General features: G+C 57.5%; 20 protein-coding genes and 3 pseudogenes. 18 read left to right on the plus strand and 5 right to left on the minus strand.

The annotated features are described in order from the left end of the window. Positions 1 to 9 precede the first annotated feature (9 nt). The 4 genes from AC3IX4_RS11925 (at position 10) to tcuA (ending at position 4,404) form a co-directional block, all read left to right on the plus strand. Positions 10 to 465, plus strand: a complete 456-nt coding sequence (locus AC3IX4_RS11925) for a GlcG/HbpS family heme-binding protein (protein ID WP_489260717.1) — start codon at positions 10 to 12, stop codon at positions 463 to 465. 284 nt (positions 466 to 749) lie between these two features. Beyond that, positions 750 to 1,595, plus strand: coding sequence for an alpha/beta fold hydrolase (locus AC3IX4_RS11930; RefSeq protein WP_489260718.1), 846 nt, complete (start codon positions 750 to 752; stop codon positions 1,593 to 1,595). A 124-nt stretch (positions 1,596 to 1,719) separates the two neighbouring features. Beyond that, positions 1,720 to 2,793 (plus strand): SMP-30/gluconolactonase/LRE family protein, encoded by a 1,074-nt coding sequence (locus tag AC3IX4_RS11935; protein ID WP_489260719.1) that lies wholly within the window; start codon positions 1,720 to 1,722, stop codon positions 2,791 to 2,793. 144 nt (positions 2,794 to 2,937) lie between these two features. Further along, positions 2,938 to 4,404, plus strand: coding sequence for an FAD-dependent tricarballylate dehydrogenase TcuA (gene tcuA / locus AC3IX4_RS11940; RefSeq protein WP_489260720.1), 1,467 nt, complete (start codon positions 2,938 to 2,940; stop codon positions 4,402 to 4,404). Positions 4,405 to 4,622: 218 nt separating this feature from the next. Here the strand turns inward: tcuA and AC3IX4_RS11945 are convergent. The 5 genes and pseudogenes from AC3IX4_RS11945 to AC3IX4_RS11965 all read right to left on the minus strand — a co-directional run. Further along, a pseudogene (locus tag AC3IX4_RS11945) lies at positions 4,623 to 4,892 on the minus strand (hypothetical protein); the annotation flags it as partial. Then, positions 4,804 to 5,952: pseudogene (locus AC3IX4_RS11950) on the minus strand (tyrosine-type recombinase/integrase). The pseudogenes AC3IX4_RS11945 and AC3IX4_RS11950, both read right to left, overlap by 89 nt. A 32-nt stretch (positions 5,953 to 5,984) precedes the next feature. Beyond that, a pseudogene (locus AC3IX4_RS11955) lies at positions 5,985 to 6,150 on the minus strand (IS21 family transposase); the annotation flags it as partial. Between the two features lie 355 nt (positions 6,151 to 6,505). Next, on the minus strand, positions 6,506 to 7,501 hold the full coding sequence (locus tag AC3IX4_RS11960; protein WP_489260721.1) for a winged helix-turn-helix transcriptional regulator: 996 nt from the start codon (positions 7,499 to 7,501) through the stop codon (positions 6,506 to 6,508). Between the two features lie 228 nt (positions 7,502 to 7,729). Continuing rightward, entirely contained in the window at positions 7,730 to 8,629 is a 900-nt protein-coding gene (locus AC3IX4_RS11965; RefSeq protein WP_489260722.1) for a LysR family transcriptional regulator, read from the minus strand. Between the two features lie 148 nt (positions 8,630 to 8,777). Here AC3IX4_RS11965 and AC3IX4_RS11970 point away from each other — a divergent pair, with 148 nt between their 5' ends. The 14 genes from AC3IX4_RS11970 (at position 8,778) to AC3IX4_RS12035 (ending at position 24,093) form a co-directional block, all read left to right on the plus strand. Continuing rightward, positions 8,778 to 9,536, plus strand: coding sequence for an SDR family NAD(P)-dependent oxidoreductase (locus tag AC3IX4_RS11970; RefSeq protein ID WP_489260723.1), 759 nt, complete (start codon positions 8,778 to 8,780; stop codon positions 9,534 to 9,536). Between the two features lie 284 nt (positions 9,537 to 9,820). Beyond that, positions 9,821 to 10,972 carry an iron-containing alcohol dehydrogenase gene (locus AC3IX4_RS11975; protein WP_489260724.1) on the plus strand — a complete coding sequence of 384 codons (1,152 nt, stop codon included), beginning with the start codon at positions 9,821 to 9,823 and terminating at the stop codon, positions 10,970 to 10,972. Next, positions 10,973 to 11,401 (plus strand): acyl-CoA thioesterase, encoded by a 429-nt coding sequence (locus tag AC3IX4_RS11980; protein WP_489260725.1) that lies wholly within the window; start codon positions 10,973 to 10,975, stop codon positions 11,399 to 11,401. It begins immediately after the preceding gene. 48 nt (positions 11,402 to 11,449) lie between these two features. Further along, positions 11,450 to 12,931, plus strand: coding sequence for an enoyl-CoA hydratase-related protein (locus AC3IX4_RS11985; RefSeq protein ID WP_489260726.1), 1,482 nt, complete (start codon positions 11,450 to 11,452; stop codon positions 12,929 to 12,931). A 2-nt stretch (positions 12,932 to 12,933) separates the two neighbouring features. Then, positions 12,934 to 13,812, plus strand: coding sequence for an FAD binding domain-containing protein (locus tag AC3IX4_RS11990; protein WP_489260727.1), 879 nt, complete (start codon positions 12,934 to 12,936; stop codon positions 13,810 to 13,812). Beyond that, positions 13,809 to 14,321 carry a (2Fe-2S)-binding protein gene (locus tag AC3IX4_RS11995; RefSeq protein WP_489260728.1) on the plus strand — a complete coding sequence of 171 codons (513 nt, stop codon included), beginning with the start codon at positions 13,809 to 13,811 and terminating at the stop codon, positions 14,319 to 14,321. The genes AC3IX4_RS11990 and AC3IX4_RS11995 overlap by 4 nt, the downstream gene beginning before the upstream one ends. Then, positions 14,318 to 15,085 (plus strand): N-acyl homoserine lactonase family protein, encoded by a 768-nt coding sequence (locus tag AC3IX4_RS12000; RefSeq protein ID WP_489260729.1) that lies wholly within the window; start codon positions 14,318 to 14,320, stop codon positions 15,083 to 15,085. Before AC3IX4_RS11995 ends, AC3IX4_RS12000 begins: the two co-directional genes overlap by 4 nt. Beyond that, positions 15,082 to 17,472 (plus strand): xanthine dehydrogenase family protein molybdopterin-binding subunit, encoded by a 2,391-nt coding sequence (locus AC3IX4_RS12005; RefSeq protein ID WP_489260730.1) that lies wholly within the window; start codon positions 15,082 to 15,084, stop codon positions 17,470 to 17,472. The genes AC3IX4_RS12000 and AC3IX4_RS12005 overlap by 4 nt, the downstream gene beginning before the upstream one ends. 27 nt (positions 17,473 to 17,499) lie before the next feature. After that, positions 17,500 to 18,255 carry an SDR family NAD(P)-dependent oxidoreductase gene (locus AC3IX4_RS12010; RefSeq protein ID WP_489260731.1) on the plus strand — a complete coding sequence of 252 codons (756 nt, stop codon included), beginning with the start codon at positions 17,500 to 17,502 and terminating at the stop codon, positions 18,253 to 18,255. Between the two features lie 69 nt (positions 18,256 to 18,324). Further along, entirely contained in the window at positions 18,325 to 19,875 is a 1,551-nt protein-coding gene (locus tag AC3IX4_RS12015) for a class I adenylate-forming enzyme family protein (protein ID WP_489260732.1), read from the plus strand. A 75-nt stretch (positions 19,876 to 19,950) separates the two neighbouring features. Beyond that, positions 19,951 to 20,265 (plus strand): DUF485 domain-containing protein, encoded by a 315-nt coding sequence (locus AC3IX4_RS12020; RefSeq protein WP_489260733.1) that lies wholly within the window; start codon positions 19,951 to 19,953, stop codon positions 20,263 to 20,265. Further along, positions 20,262 to 21,929 (plus strand): cation/acetate symporter ActP, encoded by a 1,668-nt coding sequence (actP, locus tag AC3IX4_RS12025; RefSeq protein ID WP_489260734.1) that lies wholly within the window; start codon positions 20,262 to 20,264, stop codon positions 21,927 to 21,929. Before AC3IX4_RS12020 ends, actP begins: the two co-directional genes overlap by 4 nt. Positions 21,930 to 22,084: 155 nt before the next feature. Continuing rightward, positions 22,085 to 23,080, plus strand: a complete 996-nt coding sequence (locus AC3IX4_RS12030) for an XdhC family protein (RefSeq protein ID WP_489260735.1) — start codon at positions 22,085 to 22,087, stop codon at positions 23,078 to 23,080. A gap of 44 nt (positions 23,081 to 23,124) precedes the next feature. After that, complete coding sequence (locus AC3IX4_RS12035; protein ID WP_489260736.1) at positions 23,125 to 24,093, plus strand: GTP 3',8-cyclase MoaA; 969 nt, start codon at positions 23,125 to 23,127, stop codon at positions 24,091 to 24,093. The last annotated feature ends 1 nt before the right edge of the window (position 24,094 follow it).

Below are 24,094 nucleotides of genomic sequence, written 5' to 3' on the forward strand. Positions count from 1 at the left end.
AATCTGTGTATGAATCTGGACATTCCCTTGGCCGACACCCAGTTGGCCGACCCGCTGAGCATGGCGGCCGCCCGGTTGGCGCTGGACACGGCCTTGCGGCACGCCGGCAACCATGGCTGGCGGGTCAGCGTCGCGGTACTGGACGGCGGCGGGCATCTGCTGGCCTTCGGTCGAAGTGCAGGAGCACCGCTGCATACCATCGATCTGGCCCAGGACAAGGCGTTGACCGCAGTGTCCTTCGGCCTGCCCACCGCTGATGTCGGCAAGCGTTTGCGTGATGCCCCCGACCACGTCCGCCAGTGTTTGATCCTGCGGCCGAGATTGGTGCCCATGGGGGGCGCCTTGCCGTTGCACCTGGGCGATCGTCTGGTCGGCGCGATCGGCGTGTCCGGCGCCAGTGAAGAGCAGGACTGCGAATGTGCGACGGCGGGTTACGACGCCATCACCCAACACGTGCATCGATAACGTTCGCCAGATGGCAGGAGCCGTTACCTGAACTCTTCAAGGCATCGGTGACGGCGCGCTCAACGGATTCATGTTTTTCATGTCGATTTTCATGAATCTGCAAAAACTTCTGAATCCGCGGGATCGTGAATGCCAGCAGCGAGGGGCGTTCATGGTGACGGTTTTCAATTCTAAGCAGCTGATTATTAACGAATTATCTTTAATTTTTGACCCCGTTCAACTGACTGGCACAGTCGTTGCTCTCTTTCGTTGCGACCAAACAACCATAACAAGGACTAACTTCCATGAGTCGATTTACCCAAGAAAACACCAGCAAGTTCGTGCAAACACCTGAGTGGAAAATGCATTACAACGAGGCCGGCGAAGGTCCGGTGGTGATCATGGTCCATGGCTCCGGTGCCGGTGCCACAGGGTGGGCCAACTTTCACCGCAACGTCGATGCGTTTGTAGACGCCGGCTACCGGGTGATCCTCATGGACTGCCCAGGCTTCGGCAAGTCCGATCCGCTGGTCACCGCCGAGCCGCGTTTTGTGATCAACGCCCGTGCGATCAAGGCGCTGATGGATGCACTGGACATCGACAAGGCGCACCTGGTGGGTAACTCCATGGGCGGCGGCAGCGCGCTGGGCTTTGCCGTGCAATACCCGGAGCGTCTGGACAAAATGATCCTGATGGGCTCGGGCGGGGTGGGCCGCACCAGCCTGTTTACGCCGCTACCAATGGAAGGCATCAAGTTGCTGTTCGGGGTGTACCGTGACCCGAGCATGGAAAACCTGAAGAAGATGCTCGACGTGTTTGTCTACGACTCAAGCGTACTCACCGAAGAGCTGATCAGCCTGCGTCACAAGAGCATCCTGGCGAATCCTCAGCACTTGGAAAATTTCCTCAAGAGCGTTGATCTGAGCAAGTTCCAGATGGGCGATTTCACCGCCAACCTGCCGGATATCAAGCACCCGACCCTGATCACCTGGGGCCGCGACGACCGCTTCGTGCCCATCGACTGGAGCCTGAAGCTGCTCAATGGCCTGCCTGACGCACGCCTGCACGTGTTCAGCCAATGCGGCCACTGGGCACAGTGGGAGCACGCTGACGCGTTCAACCGTCTGGTTATCGATTTCCTGAAGCACTAAGTCGCTGACGTACGCCTCTCGTTGTCATGACGGCGAGAGGCTCGGCGGCTGTACTGCCGCATCGAATTTCCTGATTACCTGCCTCACGCGTGGACCCATAACTCAAACAAAACCGGGGTTTACCATGATTGATTTACGCATTGTCAGCGTGGCCTTGACGCTGGCTGCCAGCACTGCGGCCCATGCTGCTCAAGAGGTGCCCGCATGCACGGCGGGAGCCGGTTACGCGCCGATCTGTGACATGGCGCCCCCCGAGGATCTGGAGCTGTCGCCGGACGCCGGCTTCCTGTTCCTGAGCACCACTCCGGGCTTGGCGGACAGCCATCACAGTCGTTTGCGGGTGATGGAACTGGCCTCGCGCAAGGTCTCCGATATGCTCATCGAACGACAGGCCGAGCCAGGTTGGGGAGAGCGTTCTTGCAAGGCGCCGCAGGGTGCCATGGGTGCCCATGGCATTCACTTGTCCAAACGTGTCGATGGTCGTTCGCAGTTGTTGGTGGTCAACCATAACGGCCGTGAAGCGGTGGAGTTTCTCGAGCCGATAAGCGATGGCAAAAGCTGGAAGGCCATCTGGCGCGGCTGCGTGGAAAGCCGCGATGGCAGCATGCTCAACGATGTTGCGGCCACACCTGACGGTGGTTTCGTGGTGACGGCGATGTTCAGCTTCAGTGCCATGAAGGCTGACCCGCGCCTGGAGCAACTGCTGGATGGCCGTGCTACTGGACACTTGCTGGGCTGGAAACCTGCCCAGGGTCTGAGTCGCCTGCCCGCCAGTGAGGCTCCCGCGCCCAATGGTGTCCAGATCAGCCAGGATGGTCAGTCTGTATGGTTCGCCGCCTGGCCTGGCAGTGGGGTTTGGCAGTACGACCTCAAGCGGCAAAAAGTTGTGCGCAAGATCGCCCTCGACTTTATGCCGGACAACCTCAGCTGGACCGCCGACGGCCACCTGCTCACGGCCGGTGTGCCGGATGTGCAGACCTTCCGCCGGTGTTTCCTGAGCCATAACGAGTTCTGCCCCAGCGCGTCGGTGGTGGCCTTGATCGATCCGCTAAAGGGCACCGGTCGTGAACTGTTGCGCGCCGAAGAGGGGGTGTTGTACGGCGCTTCTACGGCATTGCAGGTCGGTCGTGATGTGTACGTCGGGGCGTTTGCCGGGGATCGCATGTTGCTGTTACCCGACGCGCTGCCTCCTTTGTAAGCCAACCTCTGCTTCTCCCCCGCGCACTCGCTGCAGTGCGCCGCCTTACGGCTTTGTTGAAAAGCCCTTTTGGCCGTGCAGGCTAAATCCACCCGTACGGCTCTGCTGATAATGGATAGTGAAGTTCACAGATCAGGAGCGGATATGCAGTCTTACGACGTCATCGTGCTGGGCAGCGGCAATGCCGGGCTTTGCGCAGCACTTTCAGCCCGCGAGCAAGGGGTGCGAGTGGCCTTGCTCGAACGTGCACCACACGAGCAGCGGGGCGGTAACTCGGCTCACACCGGCGGCGCCTTTCGCGTGGCTTACCAGGGCGTGGACGACTTGCGCCGGCTGATGCCGGACCTTTTGGAGAGTGAAATTCAGAGCAGTGACTTCGGCGCCTACACACAGGACGATTTTTTCTCGGAGTTGGCCTCGATGAGCCAATACCGCTCCGACCCCGAAGTATTGGACACTGTGGTGTCGCAGAGCCTGGATACCTTGCACTGGATGACCGGCAAGGGTGTGCGCTTCATGCCTATCTATGGGCGCCAGGCCTTCAAGGTGGAGGGTAAATATCGTTTTTGGGGTGGCCTGACCATTGAGGTTTCCGGTGGTGGCCTGGGGCTGGTCGATGCCTTGTTTCGCCGTGTCGAAAAAGACGCCGTGGAGATTTTCTACGGCTGTCGGACCCAGCGCATCAGCCGCGATCCTGATGGCCTGTGGCAGCTGCATTGCGCGGACGGCCGGCAGTTTTCCGCTCGAGCCATGGTGCTCGCCACCGGTGGCTTTCACGCCAATCTGGAATGGCGCACCAAGTACCTGGGGCCGGGATGGGACCTGGCCAAGGTCCGTGGGTCGCGCTACAACACCGGCGACGGGATCCGCATGGCCATGGACGTGGGGGCCGTGGCACACGGCAACTGGTCTGGTTGCCATGCGGTGTTCTATGACGTCAACGCCCCGCAAATGGGCGACCTGAACCGCCTCAACCAGCAAAAAAACTACTTCCACCTCGGCGTGGTGGTCAATACGCACGGCAAGCGTTTTGTCGATGAAGGCCAGGACTTTCGCAACTACACCTACTCCAGCATGGGCGCCAGCGTCATGGCGCAACCGGGCGGCGTGGCCTGGCAGATCTTTGATCAGCACAGCCACGACTTGTTGCCCGATGAGTACCGGGTACGTCAGGTGACGCGCATTCAGGCTGACACCCTGCAAGGGTTGGTCGAGCAGATGGAAGGAGTCAACGGCCCTGCGCTGCTGCACACCCTCGACGCCTACAATGTCGCGGTGCAGCGCGATGTGCCGTTCAACCCGGCCATCCGTGACGGGCGCGCGACTCAGGGGTTGGAGTTGCCCAAGTCGAACTGGGCCAACCCGCTGGATCGTCCGCCCTTCGTGGCCTACGCCGTGACCTGCGGCATCACCTTCACGTTCGGTGGCTTGAAGGTCAACAGCCAGGCCCAGGTGCTCGACGAAGAGGATCAACCGATTGACGGGCTCTACGCCGCGGGCGAGTTGGTGGGCAACCTCTACTACGTCAAATACGCCGGTGGGGCGGGGCTGACATCGGGTTCGGTGCTGGGGCGCATTGCGGGTGCCAAGGCTGCCGCTCAGCGCAATTGAGATAACTTTCAAGAGCAATCAGATGGGGGACTAGGGCGCGAGTATTCGAATCACTGCGCCCTGAGTCTATTGTTCAAGGACTTGGCCCAATCGGAACAGGTTGGGCTTTTTCATGCCTGGAAAATGACTCCCACATTTACTCCCACAGATATGTTGGTTCCAGGTAGCTGTGAGTACACGTCGCTTTGGGCTCTTTCTCCCGCTGCCTTTGGCAGGTGCTATTGGTGCTGGCGCGAGAGGGCGGCCGCATGATCCCGCTTCCGCGCCGAGGTTGCTCCATTAAGCCTCCTGAGTGTGAAGTTCACGTCGTTCGACAAGAACGGCTCCGGTGGGGTCTTGTTCGACCCAGGCGAAGCGAGCAGGAAGTCGATCAACTCATTTCGCTCACCGGCGATCCTGTCAGCCAGCAGCTTCCCGGTTGCGGTGCCGCGAGTAATGCCCAGGCCGTTGCAACACAGGGCGCCGTAAACATTCGGGGCGAGTTGGCCGAGGCCGTTGCACGAGCGAGTATTGCCCAAGTGGCGCGCCTGGCATGCGGTGCGACAGCGACAGCTCGAGCACGATGGGATCAATGCCCAGATGCTCATGGGCAATGGTGCGGTAAGTGGCGCGAAAACCGTGGGCGGTAATGTCATACTCCGGCCAGATGCGTTGGAAGGATTTGAGCATGGAGGTGGGGTTGATCGGACGACCGGGATAGACCGGCGATACGAATACCCAGCCATTGCCTTCCTCGTCGACCACGCGTGTCTTGCGCAGATCGCGCAGTAGGATCAGGGCTTGCTCAGGCAACGGTACGATGTGCTTGCTCTTGTCCAGGTGCTTGGTCTTGCTGACCACGTAACGCCAGTCGGCGCCGAGCAGGTCGACGTCTTCCCAGCGCATCTTCACCAGTTCGCCAGGTCGCACCGGCAGCATGACCAGCAAGCGCATCGCGGTGGCCACGCTGCCGAAGCTGCAGTCATCCAGGCGCTGGAGGAACTTGCCCAGATCGGCGGGCCTTTCGATCGCCGGGGTGCTGGACACGACGTGGCGGATATTCAGTTCTTCGATGTTGCTCAGCGCCACGTTGCGCTCCACCCAGCCGCGCCCCTCGGCAAGTCATGGTTGGTCAGCGCTCCTCGAAAACCGGCCACGGATTTGGTCACTAGTTCCGCGGATTTGAAGTTGAGCCACTGCTCAGCGACGTACGCGAAGATGCGCGCTTCGTTGAGCAATTGCGCCTCGATCTTGGCGGTCTTGGCTTTGAGCGGGGCGATGTGGTTGGCCACGTCGCGTCGTGCCGCGCGGGCGATGTCGCGCGCTTCCTTCGAGCCGACGTCGGGATAGCTGCCAATGGCAAACACGTTCTCCTTGCCATGCAGTCGATACTTCAGTCGCCAATATTTGGAGGCAGTCTTACCAGCCTTGAGCGACACCTTCACCTGGCGGAAAAGGCCGGGGTACTTCGCCGTCGGCGTACTTTCCGGGCTCGGCCAGCGAACGGATGAATGCATCGCTGAGTTTTCGCCGGAAAACGGGGGCATTATCAGGGGGTAGCGTTTTCATGAAACCGAAAATGTACCCCAAAAATATACCCCTAGGATCCAGCGCTCGACCACCTGCATGCCAATTTCTACCTTGGCTTTATCCCACGGTTTGCGAGCGATAGCGGGCAACACGGCAACTCCGTAATGCTCGGCCAGAACGCGGTAGCTGGGATTGATTGTCCGGCTCGTAGCGATGCGCTTTGGTGACGCCGGGGCGGCGCAATTCGGCCTCGGTTTCACTCCTACCCAGGATTACTTGTTCTTCACGGTCTATTGCATGTCCATGGTCTTGTCCGGCCGGAGGCTGCGATTCCGTCGCAAGACGTAATCGTTGGCCAGGTTGATGAGCTCCCAGCCCAGTGGCGATATGTATCGCAGTTGCTCATAAAACACCGACTTACCGGCCCATTTAGCATCTGGGTGATGTGTCAACGAGCCGGTTCGGAAGAAATATTGAGGTCGGAGTAAATGAGATGGTTTGTATGTGTGTGTTCAGAGAAGGGCGCTAGAGGGGCGTCGGTGTCGACGCTTGCAAAGTTAGATCAGGATGCGCCGCAGATATAAAGTGTCTTTCACGCATCGCTGGGCATGGAGTAGCTCAGGCTGTAATGCATGTCTGCGGGCTTCAATGGCTGCCCACAAGCACTGCACACCACTTCAGCATGAAAGTCTTGACCGCATACCTGGTGACGCAGCCTAATCGGTGGCAACCCATTGAAAAACCATTGATCCCCCCAATGCATCATGACAAGCATGGCCCCATAGAGATCGCGGCCTTTGGTGCTGAGTCGGTACTCATAGCGAGGCGGATTCTGCTGGTACTCAGTCTTATCGATAAACGCTGCGTCATATAGCCGCCCAAGGCGATCAGACAGGATATTGGGAGCAATCCCCAAGCGATCCTGAAACTCGTCGAAGCGACGTACCCCGAAGAAAAACTCGCGGATGATCAGAAACGCCCACCGATCTCCGATGACTTGCAGAGTTCGAGCAACAGAGCAAAGTCGTCCACGCTCAAGCAATTGAGGGTCAGATGTACGCCGGGTACGCTTGCGCTCGCCCTCCCGGACCTCTGCGCCAGCACCGGGACCATCCCGATAGCGGACCTGAGCTGGGTCGATATCTTCCTGGCATCGAGAGCAAGCTATTCTGGGTTCGCATGGATGGCCACAACACGTATGGAATAACTGCAAAGGCTTGGAGCGTCCCTCCGATAGCCACTTATCGCCAAATCCCATTAACGCCAGCATTGTCGGATAGAGCTCTCGCCCCATGTCAGTCAACCGGTATTCGTAACGGCGCAGCCCCTCACCGATCGGAACGCGTTGAATCACCCCCAGTTCCGATAGTTTTGTGAGGCGGGCAACCAGTGTTTTACGGGGAACCTGCAGGTAACTTTGAAGCTGTTCGAATCGGCGCACGCCGAAGAAACACTCACGCAGAACAAGAAACCCCCACGCATCGGACAGAATTTCGACCGTGCGGGCAACCGACGAATATCGCTCCACCACGGTAAAGCGTCGATCGGCGGGTTGATGGTTTCCCTCAAGTTCGTGACGAATGTTCAAAATCTTGACCCTGGCTGCTCAGCGTTCTTGATGGGTAATCTTACAGTGCCGCGTTGCGGCTTCCTCGCGGCTACGCAATTTATAATATAACGAATGCGCCTCAAACTCGGAAATTTGCCTGATTTTCTCCAGAGCAATTGCGTATCCGACGGTAAAGCGACTGCGGATGGTCATTGGTACCAGATGCTCAGCGTAAGGGCATTACGACGTGTCACGTCTAGGGAATATTCAAATATTTTGGCTTTTGCACAGCGCATCCAGCCAGTCGATAAACACCCGCAGGCGCGGCGTCAGGTGTCGATGGTGGGGATAGAGGATGGTGATTGGTAATTCCGGTGGCCGATGCTGGGGCAATACTTCGATCAAGCTCCCGGCCTCCAGTTGACGAGCGACATGGTAATAGGGGACTTGAATGAGGCCGAAGTCCGCCTCGCAGGCAGCTACGTAAGCTTCGCCATTATTGACCGCCAAGCTGGCTGGCAGGGTGCGGAGCAATACTTGGTGTTGGACGCAGAACTCTAAAGGTTGCAGCTTGCCAGTAGTGGCCGAAAGGTAGTCCACGCAACGCTGCCCTTCAAGTTGTTCGAGCTTGGTGGGCAGACCATAACGCGCCACGTAGTCGGTACTGCCGCAGGTTACCTGGCGCAAGGAAGGCAAAGGGTGCGCGACTAAGGTTGAGTCCGCCAGTTCACCGACTCTGACCACACAGTCGACTCCTTCTTGCACCAGATCGATCATCCGGTCACCGATACCGATCTCCAGCATGATCTCGGGATAGTTCTCGTAAAAGATGGGTAGGGCCGGAATTACCACCAGGCGGCCGAAAGAGGCTGGCAAGTCGACTTTTAAGCGCCCTCGCGGATGCAGGATGGTATGGGAGAACAGGCTTTCGGCTTCCTCGATTCCGGTCAAGATCACTCGACAGTGCTCGTAATAGGAGCGCCCATCCAGGGTGGGGCTGACCTGGCGTGTAGTGCGTTGCAGCAGGCGCGCACCCAAGTGGCTTTCAAGTTGCTTGATCAGCGCCGTGGCTGATGCTCGGGATAGGCCGTTGAGCTCTGCCGCCTTGGTAAAGCTGCCCACTTCCACGATGCGGGTAAAGAGCTGCATTGCTTGCAAGCGATCCATCTCTAACGTCCTTTGTTCTGATTTCCCGAACAGTGTTGCTATTTTTGGCTCATTTATCAATTTAGCTTTCGCCAATAAGCTGACGGACCTCAGCAGAATCTGGCCGTTGTTGTCTGGAAGCGGCTATCAACACTTCCCAGGAGTTTTCATGTCCAATATCGTTTTCATCACCGGTGCTACGTCCGGCTTTGGGCGCGCTTGCGCCATGCGCTTTGCCGAGGCAGGTTGGTCGCTGATTCTGAGTGGGCGCCGCGAGGGGCGTCTGGCTGACTTGAAGGAGCAGTTGGGCGCCAAGGTGCCGGTTCACGCGGTGGCCCTCGATGTGCGTGATCATCAGGTGGTGAAGGCGGTGGTTGAAGGGTTGCCTCCGCAATTCAAAGCGGTGAAGGCACTGATCAACAATGCCGGTCTAGCGCTGGCGCCCAGCGCGGCGCAGGACGTCGATCTCAATGACTGGCACACCATGATCGACACCAACGTCACAGGCCTTGTCAACGTCACTCATGCATTGCTGCCGACCTTGATCCAGCAGGGTACTGGCGCCAGCATCATCAACCTGGGTTCGGTCGCTGCCAGTACGGCCTATCCAGGCAGTCACGTCTATGGTGCGACCAAGGCGTTCGTCGAGCAGTTCAGCTACAACCTGCGCTGCGATTTGCTCGGTACCGGGGTGCGGGTCACCGATGTCGCGCCGGGCCTGTCCGAAAGCGAATTCACCTTGGTGCGGAACAAGGGTGACCAAGCCGCCCATGACAAACTCTACGGTGGCACCACTCCTTTGCAGCCAGAGGATATCGCCGCGCAGATTTTCTATGTCGCGACTCTGCCGGAGCATATTAATGTCAACCGTCTGGAGGTCATGCCGGTGCGTCAGGCCTGGGCAGGCTTCGCCATCAATCGCGACTAAATTTTTGCTTTATCTCCTCCCAATCCCTAGCCAGCGCGCTCCCTCTTCCAGAATTCGGTAAGGCCGAGCGTCGCTAATTCATTCCTAATCTACCTATGCAAGCTGATAGCTCGTATGCGTCGGAATGCCTTCTTGCGCGCCGAGAAAACGCTAGGGAGCTTTGTTTTGTAATGTTTGCTGCAAAAAATCTCGATGGTGAAATTCTCTTGCATAATTTTTTCGTGAGATTATAGTCTACTTATGCAAGTGACTAATTGTAGTAATCGCCACCGCTGGAGGGTGATATGAAGGGCTTCGAATTTCACTGCGCCAAGTCTTCACTGATAGAACCGGGGGCCTCAGCGCGCTTGGGCGAGCTGAGTAAGGCGCTGGGTTGTAAGTCGATTTTTTTGGTGACCGATAAGGGTGTGCTCGATAACGGCTTGTTGGTGGCGGCGCTTGGAGGTTTGGCTCAACAGGGCATTGCTGTGACGATCTATTCCGATGTGCAGGCCGACCCTCCCGCGCACATCGTCGAGGCGGCTGCCGAGCAGGCGCGTGCTTGTCGGGCCGACGGTGTGATTGGTCTCGGTGGTGGCAGCTCGATGGATGTGGCGAAGCTCGTGGCTCTGCTGGCCAAGGGTGAAGAGCGACTCGACGCGGTATACGGCGTGGACAAAGTTCGCGGCAAACGACTGCCCTTGATTTTGGTGCCAACGACTGCGGGAACCGGGTCAGAGGTGACGTCGATTTCCATTGTCACGACTGGTGAAGGTGAGAAAAAGGGGGTGGTCTCCAACACCCTTCTTCCGGATTGGGCTGTGCTGGATGCAGAGCTGACTCTGGGGCTGCCTTCTGCGATCACCGCTGCGACAGGCATCGATGCGATGGTCCATGCCATCGAAGCCTATACCTGCAAACGATTAAAGAACCCGTTGTCCGACGCACTGGCTCGGGAAGCTCTGCGCCTGCTCTGCGGCAACATTCGTGAAGCCTGCCACAACGGCGGCAATCTCGAGGCGCGGCAATCGATGCTGCTGGGTTCCATGTTCGCCGGTCTTGCATTTGCCAATTCACCGGTTGGTGGTGTGCATGCTCTGGCCTATCCGATCGGTGCCTTGTTCCATGTGCCACACGGATTATCCAACTCCCTGGTGCTGCCGGCGGTTCTGCGTTTCAACCAGAGTGCGGCCAGCGGTCTGTACGCCGAGATTGCGCAAATTGTGATGCCAGGTACCGGTCATGATGAGTTGAGCAAGGCACAGGCACTTGAAGGCTATCTCACCGATCTTCCTCGTGAGCTGGATTTGCCGGTGCGTTTAAGCGAAGTAGGGATCGATGCTCGTGACCTGAGTCGCCTGGCCGAGGATGCGATGAAACAGACGCGTTTGCTGATCAACAATCCGCGGGAAATTACCTTTGATGATGCGGTCGCCATCTATGCGGAGGTCTTGTAAGTGAAAGAGTTAATTAGACCCGTTCGCGAAGATTACCGCTATTTCCATGAGATCGGCACGCGCTGGGCGGATAACGATAGTTACGGTCATATCAATAACGTTGTTTATTACGCATTTTTTGATACTGCCATCAATGCCTATTTGATCGAACGCGGCTTGCTCGAAATCCATGCCAGCTCGCAAATAGGTCTCGTCGTGCAGAGCAGTTGCAGTTACTTCAGCTCGGTGGCGTTTCCAGATCGAGTGACCGTTGGGGTGCGAGTGCAACGTTTGGGAACCAGCAGTGTGACTTATGCCTTGGGTGTGTTTCGCGAAGATGAAGTCCAGGCCTGTGCCAGCGGCGAGTTCGTCCATGCGTATGTCGACCGGGTTAGTCGTAGACCGGTGCCCTTTGCCCCGCTAGTGCGGGAAGTCTTATACGCCCTGTGATAGCCGGCTGGCCCGCCTGTGGGCCGCTATAGATTGAGGATAACAATAATGGACATGACTGGTCAGAGCTCCCTGCAAGCGTCCCGCGTCGTGGTATGGAACGCGCTCAATGATCCTGAGGTTCTGAAAGATTCGATACCAGGTTGTGAAAGCCTGGTTCAGGAAGAAGATGGCGGTTTTTCCGCTACCGTGGGTATCAAGGTTGGCCCGATCAAGGCGCGATTTCAGGGCCGAGTAAGCCTCAGCGATATAAATGAATGCGAATCCTATGTGATCACCGGCGAAGGGCAGGGCGGTGTTGCCGGATTTGCGAAAGGCGTGGTCAAGGTGAGTCTGCAAGATGCACTGGTCGAAGGCGATGCCGGGGTACCAATCACATTGCTGAGCTACACCGTCGAAGCCAATGTGGGCGGCAAGCTGGCACAGCTGGGCGCCCGGATGATCGAGTCCACAGCACGAAAGCTCACCGACCAGTTTTTCGTGCGCTTTGCCGACATAGTTCATGCTCGCGAGCTGGAAGCCAGTGGCCTAGCAGTATCGACGCCAGCGGTCGATACGACTGGAGCGGTGTCACAACCTGTAGTGCCTGCCATTGCTAGGGCTCCGATCCGGCTTCCCGCACCGGTACCGTCGACCGTGGGAAACTCAGAGGCAAAACCAGGCATCTTCCAGCGCATCGGTCAACTCCTGGATCGCCTGTTTGGGACGGCTCCGAAGCCGTCAAAGGAAAACTTTTCCACATTGGTTGTACTGCGTAACGGAGATCTCCGGCTCGAACGCAAGGGAGCAGTCGCGACCGTCACCATCAACCGGCCGAATCAACGTAACGCGATGTCTCTGGCGATGTGGCAAGCCATGACCGAACTCTTTAATCAGTTGGGCAGCGATCCTCATGTGCGGGCCATCGTGCTACGCGGTGCGCAAGGAAACTTCAGTGCAGGCGCAGACATTGCCGAGTTCGATCGGGTCCGGGCAACACCGTCTCAGGTAACAGACTACGAAGTGGCAGTTGATAACTGCTGCGATGCAATTGCCGCTGCGGCCAAACCGACCATCGCTGTGATTGAAGGTTTTTGCATGGGGGGCGCCTGCAATTTGGCGATGGCCTGTGACCTGCGCATTGCCGCATCACAAGCACGGTTCGCCATCCCTGCTGCTCGCTTGTCGATCGTGTACGGCGTCAAGGGAACACAACGGCTGCTGGCTCTGGTGGGCCTAAGCAATGCCAAACGGATCTTCTTCACCGCCGAAACGTTCAATGCACAGGAAGGCTTGCAGATGGGGTTCTTTAACCTCTGCGCCGACGATCCTGATGCTGAAATGCAGTCACTGGTCGGCAAAATCACCCGGAATGCGCCACTGACTCAGGCCGGCAGCAAGACGCTGCTCAATGGCCTGGCCATGGGCAATGGTGCGCTGGACCCGGCGGTAGCGAGGCTTTTCATCGATCAGTCCGTGGGTAGTCAGGACTATGTCGAAGGGCGTCGAGCCTTTGTCGAGAAACGCGAGCCGGTTTTCAGAGGGGCATAACCATGAAACCTGCGTCATTTGATTACGTACGCGCTCTGACTCTGGATGACGCTCTGAATGCACTGGTGGCAGCAGAGGGCAGTGGAAAAGTTATCGCCGGTGGCCAGAGTTTGGTGCCGATGATGAACTTTCGTCTGGTCAGTCCTTCGGTGTTGGTGGATATCAATCTCATCGAAGAGCTCGATTTCATTCTGGAATTACCTGACGGCGGTGTGCGAATAGGTGCCCTGACACGGCACCACACGCTTTCGACTTCGGAGCTGATCAAGCGCTTGTATCCCGTGCTTCATGAGGCGATGAAGCATGTGGCTCACGTGGCGATTCGCAACCGCGGCACCATTGGTGGAAGCCTCTCGCATGCGGATCCCGCTGCGGAACTGCCGACAATGACCTTGCTGTTGGACGCGATCATCCACGTCGTTTCGCCGCGTGGGCCGCGTGAAATACCAGCGGCCGAGTTCTTTTTTGGCCCGCTTTGCGCCGATCTCGAGGATGACGAGATCGTCACGCAGATCGACCTGGCACCTCCGGTGAAGAATGCTGGCTGGGCTTTTGACGAGTTCTCACGACGAGCCGGGGATTTCGGTCTGGCAGCGGTCGGCGTGGTACTCGGCCATGCCGCAGGACGGGTAAGCGAAGCGCGCATTGGTTTGCTGGGCGTGGGGGACACGCCTCTGCGTGCCTATGAAGCTGAGGAGTTGCTCCAGGGCAGTGATTGCGGCGAAGCGGTGATCGAGCAAGTGGTGGCGTCGGTACGAGCGTTCGTTGAGCCCACTACCGACCTTCATGCCAGCGCTGATTACCGCCGTCATCTGGTCGGGGTACTAGTCGAAAAAAACGTCAGGCAAGCCTGGCGGCGAGCAAGGGGAGACGAGTCATGAGTGACGCAATCATCAGTGTTCAGATCAATGGCCAACTTTACACGCGCAGCGTCGAAGCGCGTCTTCTGCTCTCGGACTTCCTGCGGCACAGCCTGGGGCTGACAGGTACCCACGTTGGCTGCGAACACGGTATCTGCGGTGCCTGCACGATCATGGTGGATGGCCGCAGTGCGCGCTCATGCCTGATGTTCGCCGTGCAAACCGATGGCTGCTCCATCACCACGGTGGAGGGGCTGGGAACCATGGATAACATGCACATCATCCAGCAAGCCTTCCAAGAAAATCACGGTTTGCAGTGCGGGTTTTGCACTCCAGGTATGTTGATGACCTGCGTCGACATGCTCAACGGACATCCGGTGCAGACCGATGAACAGATCAGGGACGGACTCTCGGGCAACCTGTGTCGGTGTACCGGCTATCAATCCATCGTCGAGTCGGTGCGTTGGGCCAGGGATCGTTGGCCTGCAAAAGACGATCTCTCGCTCATCGATGTGAGGGACGTTTCATGAGCATGAAAATGCATGTGCTGTCTGGCGGTTGGCTGCGAATGCGCAAGGGTATCTATCTGCCGGGTGCGCCCAAAGAGGAAACCCTTGATCTGCCTGTGTCGTGTTTCCTGTTGCGTCATGCACAGGGGAATGTCCTGTTCGATACCGGCTGCCATCCTTCGGTGCTTGAGGATGCCCCTGCACGCTGGGGGACGATGGCCCGTGCCATGCAGCCGATCGGTAAACCCGAGGAGAACCTCATGTATGAGCTGCGCGCCTTGGGCATGCAGGCTGAGGATATCGACGTGGTGGTGTGCTCGCATTTGCACAGCGATCACTGTGGCTGCAACGAGTTTTTTCGCAGCGCGACGCTGATCTGCCATACCGCCGAGCTGCGCAACGCGAAGGCCGAAGATGCCGCGGCCCGAGGTTTCTTGGCCGTGGATTGGGATCATGGCGCTAAGACCCAATGCATTGAGCGCGAGCATGACTTGTTCGGCGATGCCCGGATCACGCTGCTGCCGCTGCCGGGACACACCGAGGGCATGGTTGGCGCTCTCGTATCGCTCGAGCGAGACGGCGATTTTGTGCTGGCATCTGACGCGGTTCCGTTAATGCGTAACTTGGATGAAAACCTGGTACCAAAAAACACCTGGGACACTACCAAAGCCGAAGCCTCGTTCGAGGAAATTCGTCACTTGGCTCGTGGTGGCGTGAAAGTAATTTGCGGCCATGACGCTGAGCAGTGGCAGCAGTTGCGCAAAGGTCGGGAGATTTACCAATGACCCACGACCAGGAGGAACTCAAAGTGAGCGACGAAGTCGTTTCAGCGCGGGTAGGGAAAGGGCAGAAACGCAGTGAAGATCCGCGCCTGCTAACCGGTAATGGCATGTATGTTGACGATCATGCGTTGCCCGGCATGCTGCACGTTGCCTTTCGTCGCAGTGACCAGGCTCATGCGCGCATTCTATCCATCGAGGTGGAAGGCGCACGAGCGATAGAGGGAGTAGTTGCTGTCGTCAGTTTCGCGGATCTGGAAAGCGAAGTGACAGCGATACGAGCGACCTCGCGCATGGCTAACTACCATGCGACTGATATTTGGCCGCTGGCCCGCGACAAGGTTCGCTTTGTTGGTGAGGCCGTGGTTGCAGTCATAGCCGAGAGCCGCTACATCGCCGAAGACGCAATGGCTTTCATCAATATCGAGTATGAAGCACTGGGCACGGTGGCTGATCCAGAGCTCGCCGTGCTTTCCGATGCGCCACTACTCCACGAGGAGGCGGGTACCAACATTCTCGTGGAACGTGAGTTCCGGCGTGGTGAAGTCGATATCGCTATGGCTGAGGCAGCGGTAACGGTCCAGGGACGTTTTCGCTTTCATCGTAAAACGCCGTTGGCGATGGAAAATCGTACCTATTTGGCCGACTACAATAGCGGCCGTCGAACATTGACCCTGTACTCAAGTACGGGTAGTCCGGGCATTGTCAAGGATGCGTTGGCCGGTGCATTGGGCATATCGGGAAGCCACCTGCGGGTAATCGCGCCGGATGTAGGCGGTAGTTTCGGCGGTAAGGGCTCATTGTATCCAGAGGAGATTCTGGTATGTCTGATGTCGCGCCGTCTAAAGCGTCCGGTCAAATGGACCGGCGACCGAATGGAAGACTTGGCCTCCACCAGTCAGGCGTTCGATCAAGTCGTTCACGCCACCTTAGGGCTTGCCAGCGACGGGACGATCCTGGGTTTGACCGCTGACACCATTGGTGATGTTGGTGCCTACTCAATTTATCCCTGGACAGCCGGACTTGAGCCGGTCCAGGTCGTCAGTTTCATGCCGGGACCCTATCGAGTCGCCAATTACCATGGCCGGGTGCGTGGTGTAGCCACGTCCAAGTCGCCGATGGGGCCTTATCGTGGCGTGGGCCGACCCAGTTCCACGTTCGTGATGGAACGATTGATAGACATGGCCGCTTGCAAGCTGGGCATGGATCCCCGTGAGCTACGCCGCAAGAACCTGATTCGCGAAGAGGAGTTTCCCTACCGTACGGCAGTCGGCATCGTCTGGGATCGCTCGGGATTTCAGGAATGCCTGGAGGGTGCGTGCGATGGCATCGGCTACGACCAGTTGCGCGACCTTCAAGCGCAGGCGCGTTCGCAGGGGCGCTGGATCGGTATTGGCCTGGCGTCCTATGCGGAGCTTTCCGGTATCGGATCGCGCATGTCGGTATCGCCTGGAATGCCCATCAACACAGGCACAGAAATCTGCAAGTTGATCATTGATTCAACTGGTGGGGTCACGGCGTCCTTCGGCATTGCTTCTCATGGACAAGGGCTAGAGACGTCGTTGGCGCAAGTGATCGCTGACGAGCTGGGCGCCGCGTTCGACGACATCACGATCATTCATGGCGACACCGATGCAGTGCCACATGGCACCGGAACTTACGCCAGTCGCAGCGCAGTCCTGGCTGGCGGGGCGGCGATTATGTCGTCAAGGCCCTTGAAACAGCGCCTCAAACTTATCGGCGCCTATTTGCTTGAGTGTGATGCGCAAAGAGTACTGGTTGCCGAAGGTTTTGCCAGCGACCCCGATACGGGGCGTCGCATCAGCTTTGCGGACATCGCTCACGCGCTGTATTCGCAGGCCGGACGACTACCGGTAGAACTGCGCGGCCCCCTGGAAGAAACGCAGTCCTACGATCCGATGTTCGGCACTGCCAGTTCATCAACCCATGTCGCCATGGTCGAGATCAACCCCCAAACCTACGGCGTGCATATCCACAAGTATGTTGTCGCCGAAGACTGTGGGCGAATCATCAACCCGATGATTGTCGACGGACAGGTCCGGGGCGCAGTGACGCAGGGTATCGGTGCGGCGTTGTTCGAGGAAGTGGTCTACGACGAGCGTGGCCAATTGCTCACCGCCAGCCTGGTTGATTATCTGGCCCCCACGGCACCGGAAATCCCGAACATCGGCATCGTCCATATCGAGACAAAACTGCCTGACAATCTCGGCGGATTCCGCGGCATGGGCGAGGGAGGAACCATCGGCGCTCCTGCCGCGATTGCCAACGCCATTTCCGATGCGATAGCGCACCTTGGCCTAGGCATCAACGAATTGCCGGTCACACCGGAACGGTTGTACCAACTCATTCATTCCTCACCTCGGTCGGAATGATTTCTTACCCCTTGGAGCACAATAAAAATGTCCAATGATCTAACTGGAAAAGTCGCACTTGTTACTGGTGGCGCCCGCGATGTGGGTCGTCAAATTGCTCTTTCTCTGGCGGCCGAAGGCGCCAGCATTGCCCTCAATTACAACAGCTCACCCAACGAAGCAGAAACTGTGGTCGCTGAAATCCAGGCAATGGGCGGCACTGCGCGGGCCTACCGTGCCGATGTCAGCGACTATGAGCAAGTTAAACACATGGTCCAGAGTGTGGTCGCGGACTTGGGCAGGCTGGACATCTTGGTCAATAACGCTGGTCTGATCATCCGCGAGTACTTCGTGGACTCCACGCCCGAAGGCTGGGCCAAGCAGGTTGGCGTAGGCCTCTACGGTGTCATCCACACGACACACGCTGCGGCCCCGTACATGATCAAACAGAACGGCGGACGCATTATCACTCTCGCCGGCGATTCGGCACGAATCGGTGAAAGCGGCCTGGCCGTGACGGCAGCCGCTCGTGCGGGTGCCATCGCCCTGATCAAGTCACTGGCGCGTGAGCTGGGGCGCAACAACATCACAGCCAACGCGATCTCTCTGGGCTTGATCGCAACCGCTCACAGTGACCCGGCCTGGCTGGAGCAGCATCGCGAGAAAATCGTGCGCATGTACCCGCTACGCCGTATCGGCACACCCAATGATGTGGCACCGGCAGTCGCGTTTCTAGCTTCCAGCGGCGCAAGCTGGATTACCGGTCAGGTGCTGAGCGTCAACGGTGGTTTCAGCATGAGCTGATTCCACGGCCAGCGTGCCAGCCCCGAAAAATATTGACGTCGGATAAACAAAAACAACAGGCGGTACACCATGATTCACACACAGCTCATTGGATCAATTCCACAGCTGCTTGATCGACAGGCTCGCGAACATCCGGGCAAGCTGGCTTTTGAGGATGCCCGCCAGCGCATTAACTACGGCGAGTTGAATCGAGCCACTGCCAACCTGGCTGCGCATCTTCAGGCGACCGGTGTAGAAGTAGGAGATCGGGTCGCTATTGTGCTGGGTAATTCTGTCGAGTGGGTCATCGCCTGTCTGGCGATTGTCCGGGTTGGCGCGATAGCGGTACCAGTCAGTGTCGATGCCACTCCGAGCGAGATTGAGTATCGCCTCAAGGACAGTGCTAGCAGTGCCGTTATTATCAATGCCAATCGGCTGGCCGACGTGCGACCGTTTGGTGAAAAGGTGAGGGCATGGATCGTCGTCGAAGGTGCCGCTACCGTAGGCGACGAGATCACGTTTCACGAGGCCATTGGTAACTCGCGCGGATTACCTTGCCAGGATATCAACGACCCGGATGCTGCGGCTTTTTTGGTCTACACCTCAGGGACTACCGGAAAAGCCAAGGGCGTCATCCTTTCGACGCGCAGCATGCTCTGGGTCACCGCGGCCTGCTGGGTACCGATCGCGGGTCTTAGTGAGCATGATCACATTCTCGGATGCCTGCCGCTCTATCATTCCTATGCACTGAACTTCATGGTGGTCAGCGTGTTGGCCGTCGGCGCCAGCATCTACCTCATGGAGCACTATTCCTCCAGCAAGGTGGCAGCGCTGTTGGCTGAGGAGCGTTTCACGATACTGCCAGGCGTGCCAACAATGTTTCATTACTTGTTGGAAAACGTGAAAAGCGGTCAGGCACAGGCGCCGAAGAATCTGCGGTTGTGCTTATCAGCCGGTGCGATTCTTTCGGCCTCGGTGAACAAAGAGTTCGAAGAACACTTTGGCGTCAAGTTACTTGATGGTTATGGCATCACCGAGACCTCGACCATGGTCACCCTCAACTGGCCTAACGGGACCAGAGTCATGGGTTCTTGCGGCCTGCCGATTCCGGGTGTTTGCACACGTATCGTCGACCCCGAGAGCGACAAAGACGTTGTACCAGGACAGGAGGGTGAGTTGTTGGTGCGCGGGCCGAACCTGATGCAGGGCTACCTCAACCGGCCCGAAGAAACCGCATCAGTGCTGCGTGGCGGCTGGTATCACACGGGCGATCTGGCGCGCGTCGATGCGTCGGGCTATCTCACCATCACCGGACGTCTCAAGGAGCTGATCATTCGTGGTGGGCAAAACATCGCACCTGCTGAAGTGGAGGAGGTGGTGAACGGCTGCGACGGGGTTCTGGAGTGCGCAGTGGTGGGTATCCCTCATGAAGCGCTGGGGGAAGTACCGGTAGCCTTTGTGGTCCAAAAACCTGGTATTGCTTTGGATGTTGAACAGGTCCTGGCGCATTGTCGCGAGCATCTTTCTGGCTACAAGGTGCCTTATGCGATCGAGCCAGTCATGGATATTCCTCGCACTGGTTCGGGGAAGGTATTGCGCTTCAAGCTGCGAGAGCAATTCCAGGAGGCCAGAAACCGTTAGCACGCAGGTCCGTTAAACGTCCTGTCGGGGCATAACCGTCGACGGCTTCAATAATAACAATAAGGGAGTGATCTCATGCAGATCGAAGATTCATATAAACGTATCAGCCAACACCCTGATTACGCCACGTTGGTCGTCAAGCGCCGCCATCTGGTGGTCGGACTGTCGGCGCTCGTAGTTGGGGCGTACAGCGTATTTATTCTGTTGCTCCTGGGTCAGCCAGTGGTGTTGTTACGTCCGTTATCGGACGAGTCGTTGATGAATCTGGGTGCTTGGTTCGGCGTGCTGATCATCGTCGGCAGTTGGCTCTTGATGGGACTCTACGTATGGCGAGCCAACGGTGAGTTCGATCGGCTGACCCGTAATATTCTGAAGGAGGATCGACCATGAATCGTGCGTGCGCTGTACCTCTGGTTTGCTCGATGTTCGTGCCGTCGACGTTCGCCGGCGATTCGCCAATGACTGTCATTGGTCAGGTAGGACCTAACCTGCAGGCGATCGCAATCTTCCTTCTCTTTGTGCTAGCCACCTTCGGTATCACTTATTGGGCGGCTGCACGCACCCGCTCAGCCAGTGATTTCTATACGGCTGGAGGTTCGGTCACCGGTCTGCAGAACGGTCTGGCGATTGCCGGGGATTTCATGTCGGCAGCCACTTTGTTCGGCTTTACCAGCATGGTCTTCGCGTCTGGATTCGATGGTTTGCTATTTACGGTCAGCGCTTTTCTGGGCTGGCCACTGATTACGTTCCTGATGGCCGAACGACTGCGTAACCTGGGGCGATTCACGTTTGCGGATATCATCGCCTTCCGTCTCGACCCGATTCAAACACGGGTGTTTTCGGCATTCTGTTCGCTGGTTGTAGTGTGCTTTTATCTGATCGTGCAAATGGTCGGGGCCGGTCAACTGATTCAGTTGCTGTTCGGACTCGATTATGTGTACGCCGTGGTGGGCGTCGGTGTGCTGATGATGGTGTATGTCACTTTTGGCGGCATGGTGGCGGCCACTTGGGTGCAGATTATCAAGGCGGTGCTGTTGTTGGGTGGAGGACTGACCCTTTTGTATCTGGTATTTCGCCATTTCGATTTCAGTGTCGACTCGATTATTCGTAACGCGGTGTCCACCCATCAGCAGGGTGTGTCGATTTTGGGCTCCCTGAAACTGGGTGAGGACCCTGTGGCGTTGGTTTCACTGGCGCTGGGAATGGTATTCGGCTTGGCGGGACTGCCCCATATCATGATGCGCTTTTTCACCGTCCCCGATGCCAAGGCGGCGCGTAAATCCGTATTCGTCGCCACCGGGCTGATTGGTGTGTTCTTTCTGGTGATATGCCTGCTGGGTATGGCCGCCATCAGTGTGGTAGGCGGTTCCGGTCAGTATTACCTCAATGGGGACACGAGCGGCACGCTAGTGGGTGGCAATAACATGGCAGTCATGCATTTGGCCCAGGCGCTGGGTGGCACATTGATGTTTGGGTTTCTGGCTGCAGTGGCCTTCGCTACCATCGTTGCTGTCGTTTCCGGTCTAGCACTGGCCGGGGCATCGGCGATTTCCCATGACCTGTACACCAATGTTATTCGACGCGGCAAGGTCACAGAGAATCAGCAAATGCGGGTCAGCCGACTCGCCACCTTGGGGATCGGCCTGGTTGCGATCGGTCTGGGAATCCTGTTCGAGGGACAAAGCGTCGCCTTCCTCGTGGCGTTGACCTTTGCCGTTGCCGCGTCGGCAAACTTTCCAGTGCTCATCCTGAGCATGTACTGGCGCGGTCTGACGACTCGCGGTGCGGTTTGGGGTGGGATGGCGGGGTTGTCCAGCTCCGTGGCGCTAGTTGTGCTGTCTCCAGCGGTCTGGGTCAATGTATTGGGTAGGCATGAAGCGTTGTTCCCCTATGACTATCCCACCTTGTTTTCAATGCCGTTGGCGTTTGTCGTTGCCTGGGGCGTATCGACACTTGATGGCAGTGCCAGGGCCGTCGGTGAAAGGGCCGCATTCGAGGGCCAAAGCGTACGAGCCGAAACGGGCTGGGGGCGCGGTGAGGCAGCGAAGCATTGAGTCATTCGGTGCGAACTACGATGCATCGGGTGCTCTTAGGAGCACCTGAAGCGGGTTCGTCGCTTGCCTCTATTTAGTGAGTACTGGACGAATATGAAGCGGCTTGATCCATATCGTATCCATGAACAGCAATTAACTTATAGGAGGGGCACCTGATGGATAACGTTGATCTCGACGTACTCAACAGTGTTCTGACCTGGCGCCGCTTGGGGCACAGCGTGTGGCTATATACTGTAGTGCAGACTTGGGGCAGCGCACCGCGCCCTCCAGGTTCAATGCTCGCGCTACGTGACGACGGCGTGGTAATCGGTTCTGTATCTGGCGGCTGTATTGAGGATGACTTGATTCATCGCTATCAAGAGAAACGGCCTGAAATGCAAGAGCGGGCAGTGAACTTGATCACCTACGGTATGAGCCGCGAGGAAGCGGCCCGGTTCGGGTTGCCCTGCGGTGGCACACTGCGCCTCACAGAGGAGTTGATCGCAGATCCCGCCTGGGTTGAGACCATCATAATGAGATGTACCCGTCATCAGGTCAGCATGCGCGAATTGAACCTCGATAGCGGTGCAGTGCGCATCAAGGATGCAGGGACAGATGACGCCTTCACCTTTGATAGCCAGTACCTACGTGCTATTTACGGACCTCGCTGGCGTCTGATGATGATTGGCGCTGGGCAGCTGTCGCGTTATGTCGCTGAAATCGCACAGATGCTTGGTTTCGAAGTGCTGGTGTGCGATCCCCGCAGCAACTTCAGTGCCGAGTGGGATAACTCAACCGTGATCAATGTTCCGGGCATGCCCGACGATGCGGTACTGAGTATCGAACCGGATGAGCGTACGGCCATCGTCACGCTGACCCATGACCCGCGTCTCGACGACATGGCCCTGCTGACCGCGCTGAAGTCCAAGGCGTTTTATGTCGGCTCTCTAGGCTCGCGACAAACGACCGAGAAGCGTCGTCATTACTTGGTCGAGCTGGGGTTGAGTGCCAAGGAAATCGCACGCCTGCATGGCCCGATAGGACTGCATATCGGTAGCCACACACCGGTTGAAATTGCACTGTCGCTGATGGCGGAAATCGTCTCGATCAAAAATGGCGTAACGCCGTCGCAAAAGAAAACCGTACCGATGGCCCTTGAAGCCGCCTGTTGAGCGAACTCCACATTTACGCCACTGCTCCCATTCAGGAGTTTCCCTTGATAGTCGACAAACAAGGCAGGCGCTTTCAAAAATTGCGTGTAAGCCTAACTTCTGCATGCAATTATGCTTGCACTTATTGTGTGCCGAACGGAAAACGGCTCCTCGCACAACGCGATACTTTGCCCTTGGTCAGACTGTTGCAAGCAGTGGACTACCTGAAGCATGTGAATAATCTGTGCGCGCTACGGATTACAGGAGGGGAGCCACTTATCAGTCCGCTGTTCGACGACTTCGTCAATGCGATCGTTCATATGGGATTCGAAGACGTGTCTTTGACCACTAATGGTCAGTTACTTGAACGCAAGCTGCCAGTATTACTGGCCGCAGGTATCCGCCGAATCAATGTCTCGTTGGACAGCCTGGACCCTATCGTTTTCCAGCGAATCGCCCGTGGTGGCAATTTGAGTGAGGTACTGCGAGGCATCGACTCTGCCAGAGCGGCTGGGCTGTGTATCAAGCTGAATATGGTGCCAATGCGTGATCAGAACCATCATCAGATCACGCCGCTGCTGGAATACTGTCTGGCTCGCGGCATCGAGTTGCGTTTCATCGAGCTAATGCGCATGGGCCACCTGGCCCGTGATGCCAAAGCGTTCCGTCAGCAGTTCTACGGCATGCCGGATATTCTTGCCACGATTGCCCAATCTCATGCCTACACACCGGTCGACAGCGACCTGGACGCGACTGCCCAGCGCTTTGAGATTCCCGGCAAGGGCTACTTCGGCATCATCGCCAACGAAAGTGCGCCGTTCTGCCGAACGTGCTCACGTCTGCGACTTTCCTCCAACGGCTGGTTGTATGGCTGCCTGTCTTCAAGTAACCGTCACTTTCTCGGCGACCTGCTGGAACTCCCGCGTGAACAGGCGTTATCCGCATTACGGCAGCTATTGCAGCGAGTGATGGCGGATAAGCAGGATTTTTCCTTTGCTGGGGATGTGATGGTGATGAAGATCATTGGGGGTTGAT

Source organism: Pseudomonas sp. KH_021, assembly GCF_057838865.1.

Coding starts and splice junctions, on each gene's coding strand:
- AC3IX4_RS11925 (WP_489260717.1), top strand. CDS start 10: ATGAATCTGGACATTCCCTTGGCCGACACCCAGTTGGCCGACCCGCTG.
- AC3IX4_RS11930 (WP_489260718.1), top strand. CDS start 750: ATGAGTCGATTTACCCAAGAAAACACCAGCAAGTTCGTGCAAACACCT.
- AC3IX4_RS11935 (WP_489260719.1), top strand. CDS start 1,720: ATGATTGATTTACGCATTGTCAGCGTGGCCTTGACGCTGGCTGCCAGC.
- tcuA (WP_489260720.1), top strand. CDS start 2,938: ATGCAGTCTTACGACGTCATCGTGCTGGGCAGCGGCAATGCCGGGCTT.
- AC3IX4_RS11965 (WP_489260722.1), bottom strand. CDS start 8,629: ATGGATCGCTTGCAAGCAATGCAGCTCTTTACCCGCATCGTGGAAGTG.
- AC3IX4_RS11970 (WP_489260723.1), top strand. CDS start 8,778: ATGTCCAATATCGTTTTCATCACCGGTGCTACGTCCGGCTTTGGGCGC.
- AC3IX4_RS11975 (WP_489260724.1), top strand. CDS start 9,821: ATGAAGGGCTTCGAATTTCACTGCGCCAAGTCTTCACTGATAGAACCG.
- AC3IX4_RS11985 (WP_489260726.1), top strand. CDS start 11,450: ATGGACATGACTGGTCAGAGCTCCCTGCAAGCGTCCCGCGTCGTGGTA.
- AC3IX4_RS11990 (WP_489260727.1), top strand. CDS start 12,934: ATGAAACCTGCGTCATTTGATTACGTACGCGCTCTGACTCTGGATGAC.
- AC3IX4_RS11995 (WP_489260728.1), top strand. CDS start 13,809: ATGAGTGACGCAATCATCAGTGTTCAGATCAATGGCCAACTTTACACG.
- AC3IX4_RS12000 (WP_489260729.1), top strand. CDS start 14,318: ATGAGCATGAAAATGCATGTGCTGTCTGGCGGTTGGCTGCGAATGCGC.
- AC3IX4_RS12005 (WP_489260730.1), top strand. CDS start 15,082: ATGACCCACGACCAGGAGGAACTCAAAGTGAGCGACGAAGTCGTTTCA.
- AC3IX4_RS12010 (WP_489260731.1), top strand. CDS start 17,500: ATGTCCAATGATCTAACTGGAAAAGTCGCACTTGTTACTGGTGGCGCC.
- AC3IX4_RS12015 (WP_489260732.1), top strand. CDS start 18,325: ATGATTCACACACAGCTCATTGGATCAATTCCACAGCTGCTTGATCGA.
- AC3IX4_RS12020 (WP_489260733.1), top strand. CDS start 19,951: ATGCAGATCGAAGATTCATATAAACGTATCAGCCAACACCCTGATTAC.
- actP (WP_489260734.1), top strand. CDS start 20,262: ATGAATCGTGCGTGCGCTGTACCTCTGGTTTGCTCGATGTTCGTGCCG.
- AC3IX4_RS12030 (WP_489260735.1), top strand. CDS start 22,085: ATGGATAACGTTGATCTCGACGTACTCAACAGTGTTCTGACCTGGCGC.